This is a genomic window from Sphingopyxis sp., from assembly GCF_035565275.1.
GTDB lineage: Bacteria > Pseudomonadota > Alphaproteobacteria > Sphingomonadales > Sphingomonadaceae > Sphingopyxis.
The window spans coordinates 13,690-29,197 of the sequence record NZ_DATMST010000237.1 but is presented as its reverse complement, the minus strand read 5'-3'; the positions used below and the strand labels follow the sequence as shown (position 1 = coordinate 29,197).

The window sequence follows — 15,508 nt, the reverse complement described above, 5'->3', positions numbered from 1 at the left end:
GCCGCTTTCGACGCTCATGCTGGGCGCCGATCGCATCGCGGCGACGATCGCGGCGTCCATTCGCGCGTCGCTCGCCCAGCCATGCGCGCCGTTGCCGGTCAGGATAAAGCGCCGGGTGCCGATCGTCAGGCGGAGTTCGCGCCCGGCCGCGCGCGCCTTTGACAGGCGGACATAGAATTGACCCCGGATGCGCGACTTCGGCCAATAGCCGACGCTGGCATAGGCTTTTACCTGCGGCGTCCCGATCGTCGCCGAAGGTGCGGCGAGAGCATAGCAGCGCGGACTGGCGGGATCGCGAAAGGCGCCCCAGCCGTCGAAAATACCGAGCGCAGTCGGCGCTGCAGCCAGCGCCACCGCGGGCATCGCCGCCGCTGTCAGGAAAAAGGGAGGCCAGCGCCGCATCGCGCCCCAATTCGCGCGATTGGGGATGCTTTGCAAGCATGGGTTGCGCGCGCCGGTGCGTACGTTAAGGAAGGTGGACATTTTCAGGGGCCAGAATCGGGGCTGCGAATCGCCTCGGGTGTCTGCGTCCCTCAGGGACTTCTCCCGCGAAACACAGGGATGGCGGATTTAGAATGAAAGCGACGATCGAACGCGCAATTTTGTTGAAGAGCCTCGGCCACGTCCAGTCGGTGGTCGAACGGCGCAATACCATCCCGATCCTGTCGAACGTCCTGATCGAAGCCGACGCGTCGGGCCAGCTCAAATTGATGGCGACCGACCTCGACCTGCAAGTGGTCGAAACGATCGCGGCGAAAGTGGAAACGCCGGGGACGACGACCGTTTCGGCACACACGCTGTTCGAAATCGCCCGCAAGCTGCCCGAGGGGGCCGAGGTCAGCCTCGCCGCTGCGGAGGGCAAGATGCAGGTCAAGGCCGGCCGGTCGAACTTCAATCTGCCCACGCTGCCGCGCGACGACTTCCCGGTGATCGCCGAGGGGGACCTGCCGACCAACTTCGAACTGCCGGTCGCCGAACTCATCCAGATCATCGACAAGACGCGTTTCGCGATCTCGACCGAGGAAACGCGCTATTATCTGAACGGCATCTTCCTGCATGTCGCCGAGGATGCGTCGGGCCCCGTGCTCAAGGCCGCGGCGACCGACGGCCACCGTCTCGCGCGCTACACCGTGACGCGCCCCGACGGCGCATCGTCGATGCCCGACGTCATCGTGCCGCGCAAATGCGTCACCGAAATCCGCAAGCTGCTCGATGAGGCCGAAGGCAATGTCGAAATCAGCCTGTCGGCAAGCAAGGTCCGCTTCCAGCTTGGCAACGCTATCCTGACCTCGAAGCTGATCGACGGGACATTTCCCGACTACAGTCGCGTCATCCCGACCGCGAACGACAAGCTGCTGAAGGTCGATCCGAAGAGCCTGTTCCAGGGCGTCGACCGCGTCTCGACGATCGCGAGCGAAAAGACCCGCGCGGTCAAGGTCGGGCTCGACAAGGATCGCATCACCCTGTCGGTGACCAGCCCCGAAAACGGCACCGCCGCCGAGGAACTGGCAGCGGCCTATGACAGCGACGCGATGGAGATCGGCTTCAACGCGCGTTACCTCAGCGATATTCTCGCGCAGGTCGACGGCGACAGCGTCGAACTCCATCTCGCCGACGCCAATGCGCCGACGCTGATCCGCGAAACCGAAAAGAGCCCGGCGCTTTACGTGCTCATGCCGATGCGCGTCTGAGCGCTGCCCCGCCGATCCGGAACAAAGGCCCCGCGGATGCGGGGCCTTTTCTTATCCGGCTTTCGAAACCCGCCAGATGGTATTTCCGGTGTCGTCGGCGATAAGCGCACTGCCGTCCTTCGCGACCTTGACGTCCGCCGGGCGCCCGCGCGTCGTCTTGCCGTCCTTCGCGAGGAACTGGTCGAGCAGCGTGATGGGCAGCGCGTCGAGCGGCTTGCCGTTGGCGCCGAACTTGACGAACACGACGCTGTAGCCGGCGACCGGTTCGCGGTTCCACGATCCGTGCAGCGCGATCAGCGCGCCGTTCGCCCAGCGCTCGCCAAGGTCGAGGCCCTGGGTGAAGGTCATGCCAAGCGGCGCGGTGTGAGCGCCGAGGCCATATTCGGGACGCTTCACATATTGGCGACGGTCCTCGGCCTCGGGCTCGACGCGCGGGTCGATGAAGCCACCCCAGTAATACCAGGGCCAGCCGTAGAAATCGCCTTCGGTGATGTCGGTCAGATAGTCAGGGACGAGGTCGCTGCCGAGCATGTCGCGTTCGTTGACCACGGTCCACAGCCGGTCGGTGCCGGGAAAGAAGCCGAGGCCTACGGGATTGCGGATTCCCGCGGCGAAGGTCCGGATATATTTATTTTCGGGGCGCACCTCGAGCACGCTCGCGCGGCGGAATTCGCGGTTCATGCCCTTTTCGCCGATGTTGCTGTCGGCGCCGACGCCGATGTACAGCCAGCCGTTGGGCGCGGCGGCGAGGCTTTTGGTCCAGTGACGGTTGGTGCCCTTGGCGGGCAGGTCGACGACCTTCGCGCCCTTGCTGCTCATTTTCGTCTCGCCAGCGACATAGGGAAAGGCGAGCAGCGCGTCGGTGTTGGCGACGTAAAGCGTGTTGCCCACCAATGCCATGCCATAGGGCGAGTTGAGGCCGGTGATATAGGCGCTCTTCACCTCGGCCTTGCCGTCGCCGTCGGCGTCGCGGAGCAGCGTGATGCGGTTGGCCGATTGGCCCCCGGCACCTGCCTTGCCCATCAGCTGGCCCATGATCTTGTTCTCGACGCCCGAACTGTCGCGCGGCGGGCTTTGCGCTTCGGCGACGAGCACGTCGCCATTCGGCAGCACCAGCATGTTGCGCGGATGATCGAGACCTTCGGCAAAGCGCGTCACGGTCAGGCCCTGCGCCGCGCGCGGCGCCTGTCCGGCGGGCCAGCGCGTCGCTTCGGGAACATTCACCGTCGGAAAGCTCTCGGTCTTTTGCGACGCCATGACCGGCACCCGGCCGCTGAGTTCGGCGGTCGAGAAGCGCGCCACGTCGGGCCGCGACAGAATGTAGAATGCGATGCCGCCGATGACGAGGATCAGGAGCAGGGCGAGAAGGGCATATTTCAGGATCTTGCGCATGGCGTCCTGTCTACACGGGCGAAGCGCGGCGGCAAAGGGGCGAAACATGCACGCGTGCCGGCGACCACATGGTTAATCTGCCGCCCGGCTCGATTAACCTTACCGGATCGTTCATTACGGTTGGGAACGCGGCGGTGAGGGCCGCGCGCTATCGGGGTTGCTCAACCAACGGACCGGAAACCCATGCATCTTCCCGCACCTTTTCTTGCCGACCGCGATGCGGTCGAGGATGCGCATGCGCTGATCAGCATGCATGGCGAGGAGGCCGGGTTCGCGGCAGCGGCGCGTGCCGAGCAGTATCGCGTGCTCGGCAATCACGTGCATTTCGCCCGCTGGCGCCAGATCGAGCGGTTGATCACCTATCTGTCGGTCGAGGATGTCCTCGACACGGTGCACTAGGTCTCAGAGCCGCAGGCCCGAGGTTTCGGGCAGCCCTGCCATGATGTTGAGGTTCTGGACGCACGCGCCGCTCGCGCCCTTGCCCAGATTGTCGAGCCGCGCGACGAGGCGGATCTGGTGGCCCGAGGAATCGGAAAACAGCATGAGCTCCATCCGGTCGGTCGCCGCGTCGTGCTTGCCGAGCAGCAATTCGCTCTCTTCGCCGCGGCGTACGCTTACCAGGGCGGAGCCTTCGAAATGCCGGGTCAGCGCTTCGAACGCTGCATCGGCCGTCGGTGCGTCAAAGCTCAGCGGCACCTCGACCAGCATCCCGCGGTAGACGGGGACGACGGCGGGGGCGAACAGCGGCGGATGGGCGAGGCCCGCGCCCTGCTGCATTTCGGGAACATGCTTGTGACCGAGCGACAGGCCATAGCTGCGAAAGCCGATGTCGTGCTCCGCCTCGAAGCGCGCGATCAGCTCCTTGCCGCCGCCCGAATAGCCCGACACGGCATTGACGCTGAGATGCGCGTCGGCGGCGACGATGCCCGCGGCGACCAGCGGCGCGACGAGCGCGAGGAACCCGGTCGGATAGCAGCCGGGGTTGCTGACCCGCTTCGACGCTGCGATCGCCGTGCGCTGCGCGGCGCCGAGTTCGGGAAAGCCATAGGCCCAGCCGGATGCGACGCGGTGCGCGGTCGACGCGTCGATCACTTTCGTGCTGTCGTTGCGGATCATCGCGACCGCTTCGATCGCCGCGGCGTCGGGCAGGCAGAGAATGACGAAATCGGCGCCGTTCAGCGCCTCGGCGCGGCGCGCGCCATCCTTGCGCTCGGCATCGGGCAGCGTGATCAGGGCGAACTCGCTCCGTCCGGCGAGCCGCTCGGCGATTTCGAGGCCGGTCGTGCCCGCCGCGCCATCGATAAAAACCGTCTGTGTCATGATGATGTTATCGCAATCGTTTCATGCCGCTCACCGGCGGCTGATGTCCCTTTTCCGCCGATCGCGCGACGACGTCGGCGAGCGGCTCGGCCTTGACCTCCATCCATCGTCGGCTGGCATGGATGATATGCCGGTCATCGGCCATGATCCCGACATGGCCGGGAAAGAAGACGAGGTCGCCGCGCGCGAGCGCTGCCGGATCGACATCCCTGTCGGAACCCAGCGAAGCGAGTTGCAGGTCGCTGTCGCGCGGCAACTGGACGCCCGCGGCGCTCCATGCAAGCTGGACGAGCCCCGAGCAGTCGATGCCTTTTGCGGTGCGGCCACCCCAGATGTAGGGCGTGCCGGTCATCTCTTCGGCAAGACCGGCGGGGTCGTCATTGTGCGCCCCGGCTTCGACGAGCGCGGCGAGCGGCAGATAGCCGTGCGCGGTCGCGAGCCATTCGCCCTCGGCCTCGCCCATCACCAGCGCGCCGCGTGGCAGGACAGCGGGCCCCCCGCTCGCGGCGTCGGGCGCGCTGTGGAGCATCGCTTCAGTCATCTGGACGCGGTGGGTCGGCGCGATCGGCGCGCCAAGCGCTTCGGCGGCGAGGTAGCCGACATAATGGTCGGCGAGGCAATAGCCCCACGCCCAGCCGCCGGTCAGGTCGAGCAGCGCGAAACCTTCGCCGAACAGCAACTCGCTCGTCTGGTCGGCGTCGATCGACGGCGATGCGCGCAGGACAGCGGCGGGCAGCACGCCGCTCCGCATCATCGGCGCGGCATAGTGCGGCGCAAAATGCGTGCCGGCGACGGCGATATCGGCGAGGTCGGGACGGATTGCGACGACGCGCGGGTCGAAAGCCTGCGACGTTCCGGTCAGGCCAAAACGGTCGCGGCCCGCGCCAGCGGCGCCAGGGCGCCCCATGCGTACGCGATGCATCGCTGAATTTTCGCCGCTGTTAGCTGTCACGTGCCATCCCGTTGAAACCCGACGTCCGCGAGGTGCGGACAATCGCGCGGCATTAGACCAGCAGGGTCGGCTTTATCAAGAATGTTCAGGCCTTGCCGCGCCGGTCGTACCGCGCCTGCAACATGGCCCAGGCGGCGCGCAGTCCCAATGCCGCACCGCCCTTCGGGCGCCCGGGTTTCGCGGAAGGTCTCCATGCGAAGGTGTCGAGATGGGCCCACGCGACGCCTTCGGGAACGAAACGCTTCAGGAACAGCGCCGCGGTGATGCAGCCGGCAAAGGGTGACGAACCGGCGTTTCCAAGGTCGGCGATGTCGGTTTCGAGCAGGTCGGCATAGCCGTCCCACAAGGGCATCCGCCAGAGCGGGTCGTCGCGGTCGGTTCCGCCGGCCAGCATCGCATCGGCGAGCGCGTCGTCATTGGCGAACAGCGGCGGCAGGTCGGGGCCGAGCGCCACCCGCGCCGCGCCCGTCAGTGTCGCAAAATCGACGATCAGTTCGGGCTTGCCTTCGCTCGCCTTCGTCAGCGCGTCGCCGAGCACCAGCCGTCCTTCGGCATCGGTGTTGCCGATTTCGACCGTCACACCAAGCCGGCTGGTCAGCACGTCGCCCGGGCGAAAGGCGTCCGCCGAAATCGCATTCTCGGCCGCGGCGACGAGGCAGTGGAGGCGTACCGGCAGGCCGCTCGTCATCACCAGTTCGGCAAGGGCGAGGACGTGCGCCGCGCCGCCCATGTCCTTCTTCATCAGCCGCATGCCCGCCGACGGCTTGATGTCGAGTCCGCCGCTGTCGAAACAGATGCCCTTGCCGACCAGCGCGACGCGCGGGTGATCCTCCTTGCCCCATTCGATCTCGATCAGGCGCGGCGCATGATGCTTCGCGGCGGCGCGGCCGACCGCGTGGATCATCGGATAACCTTGTTCCAGCGCCTCGCCCCTGGTGACCGTCAGCTTGCCGCCATGCGCCTTGGCAATCCGTTCGGCCGCCTTCTCGAGCGCCGCCGGTCCCATGTCGGCGGCGGGCGTGTTGACGAGATCGCGGACGAGCGCGACCGCGCGCATTTCGGCAACCGTCGGCGCGATCGCGGCGACGTCGCTGGTCAGCAGGACGCGGGGCCCTTTCGGAAGCGGGTTCGATTTATAGGTGTCGAAGCGGTACTGCGCGCTCATCCAGCCGAACAGCGCCTTGCCGGGCTGCTGACCTTCGAGGCGATAGCGGCCTTCGGGCAGGATTTGTCCCAGCTTGGCGAGGCACCATGCCGACAGGCTGTCGACCCGGGCGACCGCTGTGACGACCGCCCATTTTTCGGGGTCGTCGCCGGGCAATATCGCGTGGACGAACGCGTCGGGCCTGAAGCCCACGGCAGCGAGGTGCGCGCGCTCGCGCGCGCTGCGGCCCGTCAGCCATTCGTCATAGCCCTTCTTGTCGACGAGGTGGATCGTACGGGCGTCCTGTCCCTTGTCGGGCTGGATCAGGTCGGAATAGTCGGTCATGCGGGTGGTGCTAGGCCTGTCAGGATATTTTGTCGATTCCCGGCGTTATGTCTGCATGACGAGGCCGAACATCTGGCGAAATGCCATTCCGACCCTTGCGGCCGCGGCGCTGCTGGCGGGCTGCTCCGACCCCGAGCCGACGCCTGCGGAGAAAGCCGCCGCTGCATCGGTGCCCGGAGCCCCGCCCGGGGGCGCGGCCGATCTTGCGGTGAAGAATGCGCCGGCATCGAAGGTCGAGGAAAAGACCGGACTGGTCGAATTCGCCTATTCCTATCCGCGCGAGGCAGCGGCGATCCCCGAACTGGCGGCATGGCTCGACGGCGACCGGGCAACGAAGCGCGATGCGCTGATCGCGGCGGCGCAGCGCGACAAGGCGGCGGCGGAAAAGGGCGGATTTCCCTATCGCGCGCACAGCCATCTGCAGAAATGGCAGCGGGTCACCGATACCCGGCGCTTTCTCAGCCTCTCGGCCGAGATCGATACCTATGCCGGCGGCGCGCACGGCATGCAGGGCTTCGGCACGCTGATCTGGGATCGCAACCGGCGAAAGCTGCTGCAACCGCTCGACCTGTTCGCCAGCGGCGAGGCGTTCGATGCCGCGATCCGCGATTCCTTCTGCGCCGGAATCAAGCGCGCGAAAACCGCCAAGGGGATCGTCGCCGACGAACCGCCCGACAGTCCGTTCGCCCAATGCCCGCCCGCGTCGGCACAAACGGTATGGCTCGGCTCGTCGGACGGACGCTATCTCGACCGCGTCACGGTCGCGATCGCGCCATATGAGATCGGCCCATATGCCGAGGGCAGCTACAAGATCAACGTGCCGATGAGCGGCGAACTCGTCCGCGCGGTGAAGGACGAATATGCCCGCGATTTCCTCCCCCTCAACTGAACCGAAGGATCAGCCCGTGGCAAAGCAGCCCAAAGCCGGCAAGGTCGGCGAAAATGCGAAAGAGAAAAAGGGAAAGCGGAGCGCGGCGGCCAAGCTGCGCCGCGAGGTGGGATCGGCGAAGACGATCGCAAAGCCACCGTCGGACCGCGAAGCAGACCTCGATCGCGCGCCCGAATGGCAGCCGCGCTATCCGGGATCGGGCCGGCTCGACGGCAAGGTCGCGATCGTCACCGGCGGCGACAGCGGGATCGGCCGCGCGGTCTGCGCGCTCTTCGCGCGCGAGGGTGCCGATGTCGCGATCGTCTATCTCGAAAACCGCGCCGACGCCGTCGAGACCGCTGCGATCGTCGAGGCCGAGGGACGCCGCGCGATCGCGATCAAGGCGGATGTCGGCAAGGCGAAGGCCGGTGAGAAGATCGTCGCACAGACGATCGAAAAACTCGGCCGGCTCGACATTCTCGTCAACAATGCGGGTGAGCAGCATCCCGCCGCCGACATTCGCGAGATCAGCGAGGAGCAGCTTCAGCAAACCTTCGCGACCAACATCTTCGGCATGTTCTATCTGGTACAGGCGGCGCTGCCGCACCTGAAGAAGGGCGCCGCGATCGTCAATTGCACCAGCGTCACCATGTATCAGGGGTCGAAGGGTCTGCTCGACTATAGCGCGACAAAGGGCGCGATCACCGCCTTCACCCGGTCGCTCAGCGAAAATCTGGTCGAAAAGGGCATCCGCGTAAACGGCGTTGCGCCCGGTCCGATCTGGACCCCGCTCAATCCGCGCGGCGGCGCTCCCGCCAAAAAGGTCGCGACATTCGGCGAAACGACCCCGATGAAGCGTCCGGGCGAACCCAACGAGGTCGCTCCCTGCTTCCTGTTCCTCGCGTGCGACGACAGCAGCTATATGTCGGGCCAGGTGCTGCATCCTAATGGCGGGACCATCGTTAATGGGTAGCGGGGGCAGGACAGGAGACTGACCATGCCAGCCAAATCGAAAGCGCAGCAGAAGGCCGCCGGTGCCGCGCTCAGCGCCAAGCGCGGCGATACGCCCAGATCGAAGCTGAAAGGCGCATCGAAACAGATGGCCGACAGCATGAGCGAAAAGCAGCTCGAGGATTTCGCCAAGGGATCGACCAAGGGCAAGCCCGAGCACGCCGACTGACGGCCGCCACAGGACTGGATTGTCGTTGTGAAATGCGTCATCCTCACCTCGAAGATCATCGGGGGAAGGATGATGCGTCGTTTCTGTCATTTTGGCGCGGTCGGGACGCTCGCCTTGCTGGGTGGCTGCAGCTTTCAGGCTGCGCTCGACAAGATGGTCGAGCCCGAACGGCAGCGCGAAATCATTTCGGTCGCGGAACGCATCTGCACCGATCCGCCGAGTGTGCGGAGCGAACTGCATCCCGAAATTGCCAACACGGTCGAGGCGGCCATTCCGGTGCTGCCCCGCGAATGCCCCGGCAGCGGGGCAAAATGGGAACTCGCGAACTACAGCTGGAAGACCAACGTCGCTCCGGGCGTCAAGGAGCGTCAGGAAGAGGTCGTCGTCGTCGGAACCGGCAAGGGCAAGTGGACGACGGTGTCGCTGCGTTTCTATGCGCAGAACGAGGCACCGATGCAGATTGCCGAATGGAATGTCGTCGGCAGCGCGACCAAGCCGGCGGCGCTGACCTTCATCGAGCAATATGAGGCGGGAGCGAAAGCGATGCGGATCGGCGGGCCGATCCTGTTGCTTGCGATCGGCGGGCTGATCTTCTGGCTGGTCCGGCGGCGGCGCGCCAAACGCGCCGCCTGACCATCATCGTTTGACGATCACTCGGCGGCTTCGAGTTCCGCCGGTGCGGCGGTTGCCGCGGCACGTGCATTGCCGAATGCCAGCACCCCGTCCTCGATCGTCCCGGTTTTCATGTCGATGCGATCCTGCACGTAATTCTGGCTGAGCCGCCAAGGCAGCTTGTCGGCATTCTTCGGCATGATGTGCAGCGAGCGCTGGATATAACCCGACGAAAAGTCGAAGATATTCTCCTCGGTCAGCGTCGCCGGATCGGCGAGCGCCGGTGTCGCGACGGTCGTGCCCGTCGCCGCCATATGGTTGAGCACGCGGCAGACATATTCGGCGACGATGTCGGCGCGGAGCGTCCAGCTGGCGTTGAGGTAACCGAACACCGCCGAGAAATTCGGGACGTTCGAGAACATGCACGCCTTGTAATAATAATGCTCGCTCCAGTCGACGGGATCACCGTCGACGCGCACCGGGATCTTGCCCGCGACCGCAAGCTTCAGTCCCGTTGCGGTGACGATGATGTCGGCGTCGAGATGCTTGCCCGACTTCAGCTGGATGCCGCCGGCGTCGAAACGTTCGATATGATCGGTGACGACCGAGGCCTTGTCGGCCTTCATCGCCTCGAAGAAATCGGCGTCGGGGACGAGACACAGTCGCTGTTCCCACGGATTGTAGGGTGGGGTGAAGGCCTGCTCGTCATATCGATCGCCGAGCGCGGCCTTCAGCCGCTTGGTCAGGAACTCCCGGACTTTCTCGGGTTTTTCGCGCGCGCGGCGGAAGCCGATGTCCTGAAGCCGGACGTTCTTGAAGCGCGTGATCCGGTATGCGAGCCGTTCGGGCAGGATCTTGCGGAGGAAGTTTGCAAAGGCGTCCTTCGCGGGGCGGATGAAATACCATGTCGGCGTGCGCTGGAGCATCGTGACATGCGCCGCGTCCTTCGCCATCGACGGCACGATCGTCACCGCGGTCGCGCCCGACCCGATCACCACGACCTTCTTGCCCTTGTAATCGAGATCCTTCGGCCAGAATTGCGGGTGGATGACCTGACCCTTGAAGTCTTCACGGCCAGCGAAATTGGCGTCGAAGGGTTCGTCATAGTCGTAATAGCCCGCGCCGAGATAGAGCCAGCGCGCGGTGGTGGTCGAGGTGCCGCCCCTTTCGTCTTCCAGCGTCACCGTCCAGCGCGCGGCGGCGCTGTCCCAGTCGGCGCCGACGACCTTGCGGTCGAAACGGATGCGCTCGCGGATGCGGCGTTCGTCGACGATGCGATGGAGATAGTCGAGGATCGCGGGGCCGTCGGCGATCGTCTTTTCATGCTTCCACGGCTCGAACACGAAGCCCAGCGTGTGCATGTCGCTGTCCGACCGGATGCCGGGATAACGAAAAAGGTCCCAGGTGCCGCCGAGATTGGCGCGTCGTTCGACAAGGGTAAAGCTGCGGTCGGGCGAATATTGCTGCAAATGCACCGCCATGCCGATACCCGAGATACCGGCGCCGACGATCAGCACATCCTGATCGACCGGTGCAGCTTTCGCGTCCGCGGGGCGTTCCATGGTCGCCGTGCCTGCCATCATTCTGTCTCCCGACTATGTTTGGAAGACAGATTACGCACCGCGTTGCATTTTGCAATCGAATTGACACGGGTGAAAGTACCGGCGGGACGCGCGCCTCCCTTGTCGCTGTCACATTATTGTCATAGGGGCGTAACCTCTTTGTCACCCGCGGCGACGTGCCCCCGGAATTACAGGAAAGGACGAAAGCCCGATGCGTCAGATCGCCGTCCTTCCCTATCGATTCGGCGGACCCGCGCAGGACGGGCCGACCGAAATCCTGCTGATCACGTCGCGCGAAACGAAGCGCTGGGTCGTGCCCAAGGGCAATCCGCTGACCGGCATGGAGCGGCATGCCGCCGCGGCGATCGAGGCGGAGGAAGAGGCCGGCGTGATCGGGGCCGTCTGTCCGACCCCGATCGGCAGCTATGAATATCGCAAGCGCCGCGCGAACGGCGCATCGATCATGTATAATGTCGAAGTCTTTCCGCTCGCGGTGACGAACGAACTCGACGACTGGAAGGAAATGGACGAACGCGACCGCAGATGGTTCTCGTTCCGCGACGCCGCATCGGCCGTGGAAGAACCCGATTTGCAGGCGTTGATCCGCTCGTTCGGCGATGGCGGTTTCCGAGCCGTCGCCCAGCCGCGCGGGGTCGTTCACAATGTAGCAGACAAGACAGGGGTTAGCTGGATGTTCGCATGGTTTCAGCGTTTGCTGCCGCGACAGGGAAATTTCTTTGAATTGTTCGAAAGCCATGCCGCGACGCTCGTCGCCGGGGCGAACGCGCTGTCGCGCATGCTGCAGGGCGGCGAGGGCATGGCCGACCATGTCCAGGAAATCATCGAGCGCGAGCATGACGCCGACGCGATCACGCGCGAAGTGCTCCAGACGGTTCGCCGCACCTTCCTCACCCCGTTCGACCGCAGCGCAATCACCGACCTGATCGCGTCGATGGATGACGCGATCGACGAGATGCAGAAGACCGCGGGCGCCGTCGACCTGTACGATGTCACCGAATTCGAACCCGAGATGCGCGACATCGCAGGCATCATCGTCGACGCCGCGCGGCTGACGGCAGAGGCACTGCCGCTGCTTCGCAATATTTCGGCCAATGCCGTGCGCCTTCATGAACTGACCGAGCGGCTGGTGCGAATGGAAGGCCACGCTGACGAAATCCACGCCGCGGGGCTCAAACGCCTGTTCAAGGAACATGGGCAGTCGAACAGCGTCCGCTTCCTGATCGGACGTGAACTCTACCGCCATCTCGAGCGCGTCACCGACAGTTTCGAGGATGTCGCGAACGAAATTGACGGTCTGGTCATCGACCACGCATAAGCGGGGGCGCCCACCATGCACGAACTCGCTTTCCCGCTCCTTGTCGGCCTCGTCATCCTTGCGCTGGCGTTTGACTTCCTGAACGGCCTGCACGACGCCGCGAACAGCATCGCGACGGTCGTTGCGACGCGGTTGCTGCGGCCGGTACAGGCGGTGCTTTTCGCCGCCTTTTTCAACTTCGCGGCCTATTTCCTGTCGGTGATCTTTCCCGAACTGCACAAGGTTGCCGAAACGATCGGCAAGGGGATTATCGACAAGGATCTGGTGACCCCCGCGGTCGTCTTCGGCGCGCTCGTCGGGGCGATGTTCTGGAACGTCGTCACCTGGCTGAAGGGCATCCCGTCTTCGTCGAGCCATGCGCTCGTCGGCGGCATCGTCGGCGCCGGCGTCGCGCATGCCGGCTTCGAAGGCATCGAGTGGACCGGGCTCAACAAGACGGTGATCGCGATCTTCCTGTCGCCGCTGCTCGGCATGATGCTGGCGATGGTGGTGATGCTCGTCAGCAGCTGGGCGCTGCGCCGGTCGACCGCCAGTTTTGCGGAGAAGACCTTCCGCCGTCTCCACCTTCTGTCATCGGCCGCCTATTCGATCAGTCACGGGCTGAACGACGCGCAAAAGACGATGGGGATCATCACGGTGCTCCTCTATTCGACCGGCTATCTCGGCGGCGAGTTTCATATCCCGCACTGGGTGGCGTTCAGCTGTTATGTCGCCATCGCCCTCGGCACATTGTCGGGCGGCTGGAAGATCATCGAAACGATGGGCGGCCGCATCACCAAGCTGTCGCATCATCAGGGCTTTGCCGCGTCGACCGGCGGGTCGATCATGGTGTTCACCGCCAGCCTGCTCGGCATTCCGGTGTCGACGACGCACACGATCACCGGCAGCATCATCGGCGCCGGCGTCGCGCGCCGCGCGAGCGCGGTGCGCTGGGGCGTCGCGGGCAATGTCGTCGCGGCGTGGTTCATCACCATCCCCGCGAGCGCGATCGTCGCGGCGGCTTTCTACGGGATTACCCGGCTGTTCTGAGCCTGTCGGGGTTGTGTTTAAATGAGAACGTAATAAGAACGATCCTCTGGCGAACAAGGGGGGGCGTCCGTTATGGCGGGTGATTTCGATTTCCAGATTGGCAGCTGGCAAGTGCGGCATCGCCGACTGAAAAAGCGGCTGGCCGGCTGCGACGAATGGGAAGAATTCGACGGGACGTGCGACATGCGGCCGATTCTGGGCGGCAATGGCAATGTTGAAGACAATGTCCTGCACATCCCGAGCGGAACCTATCGGGCGATCGCGCTGCGATCCTTCGACCCGGCGCAAGGCAGCTGGGCGATCTGGTGGCTCGATGCGCGCAGTCCGCATGCGCTGGACGTCCCGGTCATCGGGCGTTTTGCGGATGGCGTCGGCCATTTCTATGCCGATGATACGCTCGATGGCCGGCCGATCCGGCTGCGCTTTGTCTGGAGCCGTACCGACACCGCGACGCCGCGCTGGGAGCAGGCAATGTCTGCCGATGGCGGCGCGACGTGGGAGGTGAACTGGACGATGGATTTCACCCGCCGCTGAACGTGGTCACCGCGCAGGTCGGTACTCGACACTCGCTCCGCCGACCATCCTGACCGGCAGATACAGCCCGTTGCCATAGGCCTTTATCTCGCCGGTTTCGAAGCGGTCGATGCGGGTCCGGATGACAAAGGGCCCTTCGCGCCGCTGATCGACCGCGCGTTTGATCTTGCCCTGCAATTCGCCAAGGTCGCGCGTGAAATTCTGCGTCAACGCCTCGGCGATCAGCGGGGCGAAGCCTTCGCTCCGCCCGAGCAGGATGAGCAGGTCGCCGCCGACGCCGTCGGTATCGCCGTTGATGACCAGATCGGTGAAATGCACCTCGGCCGACCCCGGCTTGTTGACCGGGATCGCGGTCATCCAGATCCGACCGCGCGTCGGGGCGCCGCTTCGCGCCTCCAGCCTGGCTTCGACATCGACCCCCACCGCAATCCGCCCGTCGGGGGCGCCATAGATCGTCGACTTGCCGAATTTCACCATCATCGGGCCGGCTTTCGGAAGAACGAAGGGCCGCGCCGACCGCTTCGCGAGCGCGCGGTCGACGACGGGCTGGAGTATCGCATAATCGGCGATCACCGGAACGCGGACATCAAGATGCGGCTTGGGTATCTCACGCACGAGGCGCGGCAACGGGGTGGGTTCCGGATCGGCCGGACGAGCCGAAACGAAGGTTTCGGTGATCGCTTCCAGCCCGAGGTTGAGGTTGATGCGATCGCTCTCGATCCGGTAGCCGCCGTAGAGAATGCGCTGCGGTGTGACGCGCATCCACACCGGCGGATTCTCGCGGTTGAGTTCGAGCGCTGTGAAGCTCTGTCGCCAGACGTCGGCGGCTTGTTTGCGGATGTCGATCTTTGCGATCTCGCGATTCACCTCGCGCTCGACGTCGCGCACGACCGGCTTCAGCTTTGCATCGGCCTCGTCGGTAAAGGTGATGCGTTTACCGAGGAAATCGATGCCGGGCGCCTTGGTCCAGCCGTAGCTGATCCGCGCCTTGCCCTGCGTGCGCCAGTCGGGGGTGAGTTCGATGCGGACGCGTGCATGTGCCACCGCGGCGCCGGTCGCGGTCTCGCCCTTCAGCACCCCGCCGACGTCGCGCGCGGCGATTGTAGCATGAAGCGGCATGTCGACGACGATCTCGCTGCCTTCGCCGCGCAACCGCAGCGGCCCGCGCGTCACCTGACCGACGATGGTGCAGGCGATCGGCGGGGTGACCTTGACCTTTTTGCCGAAGACCTTGACCTGCTGCGGCTTGACGCACGCGCGCTCCTGCCGGTTGATCGTCCACAGCGTCTTCGGCACCGCGCGTTCGATCGCCTGCTTGAGCGAGGCGGTGCTGGCGTTGATCGGCACCGCGATCAACGACGTCTGCGTCGGGGAGGGGGCCTTGTCGGTCGCGCGCGGCGGCGCCTCGACCTCGGTCTTGCGGTCGCAGGCGGTAAGCGATCCTAACAATAGCAGTGCAGCAAATGCCTTGGCGTGCATGGTACGGCCCCTGTTCGATGTTCTTAGGTAACATCGAACGGTAAAAGCCGTTCCAATATTATGC

Annotated in this window: 16 protein-coding genes; 9 read left to right on the top strand and 7 right to left on the bottom strand. The window is 64.9% G+C overall.

Annotated features, from left to right (window positions below; genetic code table 11):
• The coding region (locus tag VN047_RS16365; protein ID WP_325544513.1) for a hypothetical protein at positions 1 to 402 on the bottom strand (402 nt) is incomplete at its 3' end.
• Positions 403 to 575: 173 nt separating this feature from the next.
• Between VN047_RS16365 and dnaN the strand changes: the two genes are divergently transcribed.
• Positions 576 to 1,691 carry a DNA polymerase III subunit beta gene (dnaN, locus tag VN047_RS16360; RefSeq protein WP_325544511.1) on the top strand — a complete coding sequence of 372 codons (1,116 nt, stop codon included), beginning with the start codon at positions 576 to 578 and terminating at the stop codon, positions 1,689 to 1,691.
• 51 nt (positions 1,692 to 1,742) lie between these two features.
• Here dnaN and VN047_RS16355 read toward each other — a convergent pair whose 3' ends face one another.
• A complete protein-coding gene (locus VN047_RS16355) occupies positions 1,743 to 3,083 on the bottom strand; it encodes a sorbosone dehydrogenase family protein (protein WP_325544509.1) in 1,341 nt (446 codons plus the stop codon).
• Between the two features lie 183 nt (positions 3,084 to 3,266).
• Here VN047_RS16355 and VN047_RS16350 point away from each other — a divergent pair, with 183 nt between their 5' ends.
• Complete coding sequence (locus VN047_RS16350; protein ID WP_325544507.1) at positions 3,267 to 3,482, top strand: hypothetical protein; 216 nt, start codon at positions 3,267 to 3,269, stop codon at positions 3,480 to 3,482.
• A gap of 3 nt (positions 3,483 to 3,485) precedes the next feature.
• Here VN047_RS16350 and argC read toward each other — a convergent pair whose 3' ends face one another.
• The 3 genes from argC to VN047_RS16335 all read right to left on the bottom strand — a co-directional run bounded on the left by argC (position 3,486) and on the right by VN047_RS16335 (position 6,844).
• A complete protein-coding gene (gene argC / locus VN047_RS16345; RefSeq protein WP_325544506.1) occupies positions 3,486 to 4,403 on the bottom strand; it encodes an N-acetyl-gamma-glutamyl-phosphate reductase in 918 nt (305 codons plus the stop codon).
• Between the two features lie 7 nt (positions 4,404 to 4,410).
• On the bottom strand, positions 4,411 to 5,355 hold the full coding sequence (locus VN047_RS16340; RefSeq protein ID WP_325544504.1) for a C40 family peptidase: 945 nt from the start codon (positions 5,353 to 5,355) through the stop codon (positions 4,411 to 4,413).
• 85 nt (positions 5,356 to 5,440) lie between these two features.
• Entirely contained in the window at positions 5,441 to 6,844 is a 1,404-nt protein-coding gene (locus VN047_RS16335) for a leucyl aminopeptidase family protein (RefSeq protein ID WP_325544502.1), read from the bottom strand.
• Between the two features lie 55 nt (positions 6,845 to 6,899).
• Here VN047_RS16335 and VN047_RS16330 point away from each other — a divergent pair, with 55 nt between their 5' ends.
• The 4 genes from VN047_RS16330 (at position 6,900) to VN047_RS16315 (ending at position 9,525) form a co-directional block, all read left to right on the top strand.
• Entirely contained in the window at positions 6,900 to 7,733 is an 834-nt protein-coding gene (locus VN047_RS16330) for a DUF3298 and DUF4163 domain-containing protein (RefSeq protein WP_325544500.1), read from the top strand.
• Between the two features lie 106 nt (positions 7,734 to 7,839).
• Positions 7,840 to 8,685, top strand: a complete 846-nt coding sequence (locus VN047_RS16325; RefSeq protein ID WP_325544517.1) for an SDR family oxidoreductase — start codon at positions 7,840 to 7,842, stop codon at positions 8,683 to 8,685.
• 24 nt (positions 8,686 to 8,709) lie between these two features.
• Positions 8,710 to 8,892 carry a DUF3008 family protein gene (locus VN047_RS16320; protein ID WP_325544498.1) on the top strand — a complete coding sequence of 61 codons (183 nt, stop codon included), beginning with the start codon at positions 8,710 to 8,712 and terminating at the stop codon, positions 8,890 to 8,892.
• Positions 8,893 to 8,961: 69 nt separating this feature from the next.
• Positions 8,962 to 9,525 carry a hypothetical protein gene (locus VN047_RS16315; protein WP_325544496.1) on the top strand — a complete coding sequence of 188 codons (564 nt, stop codon included), beginning with the start codon at positions 8,962 to 8,964 and terminating at the stop codon, positions 9,523 to 9,525.
• Positions 9,526 to 9,542: 17 nt separating this feature from the next.
• Here VN047_RS16315 and VN047_RS16310 read toward each other — a convergent pair whose 3' ends face one another.
• A complete protein-coding gene (locus tag VN047_RS16310) occupies positions 9,543 to 11,084 on the bottom strand; it encodes an NAD(P)/FAD-dependent oxidoreductase (RefSeq protein ID WP_325544515.1) in 1,542 nt (513 codons plus the stop codon).
• A 193-nt stretch (positions 11,085 to 11,277) separates the two neighbouring features.
• On the opposite strand from VN047_RS16310, the gene VN047_RS16305 reads away from it, so the two are divergent.
• The 3 genes from VN047_RS16305 to VN047_RS16295 all read left to right on the top strand — a co-directional run bounded on the left by VN047_RS16305 (position 11,278) and on the right by VN047_RS16295 (position 13,965).
• Positions 11,278 to 12,402 carry a DUF47 family protein gene (locus VN047_RS16305; protein ID WP_325544494.1) on the top strand — a complete coding sequence of 375 codons (1,125 nt, stop codon included), beginning with the start codon at positions 11,278 to 11,280 and terminating at the stop codon, positions 12,400 to 12,402.
• A 15-nt stretch (positions 12,403 to 12,417) separates the two neighbouring features.
• Positions 12,418 to 13,431: an inorganic phosphate transporter gene (locus VN047_RS16300; RefSeq protein WP_325544492.1), complete on the top strand. Its 1,014-nt coding sequence runs from the start codon at positions 12,418 to 12,420 to the stop codon at positions 13,429 to 13,431.
• A 72-nt stretch (positions 13,432 to 13,503) separates the two neighbouring features.
• Positions 13,504 to 13,965: a DUF1579 domain-containing protein gene (locus tag VN047_RS16295; RefSeq protein WP_325544490.1), complete on the top strand. Its 462-nt coding sequence runs from the start codon at positions 13,504 to 13,506 to the stop codon at positions 13,963 to 13,965.
• 6 nt (positions 13,966 to 13,971) lie between these two features.
• Here the strand turns inward: VN047_RS16295 and VN047_RS16290 are convergent, their stop codons facing one another.
• Entirely contained in the window at positions 13,972 to 15,444 is a 1,473-nt protein-coding gene (locus VN047_RS16290; protein ID WP_325544488.1) for a DUF4403 family protein, read from the bottom strand.
• Positions 15,445 to 15,508: the final 64 nt, after the last annotated feature.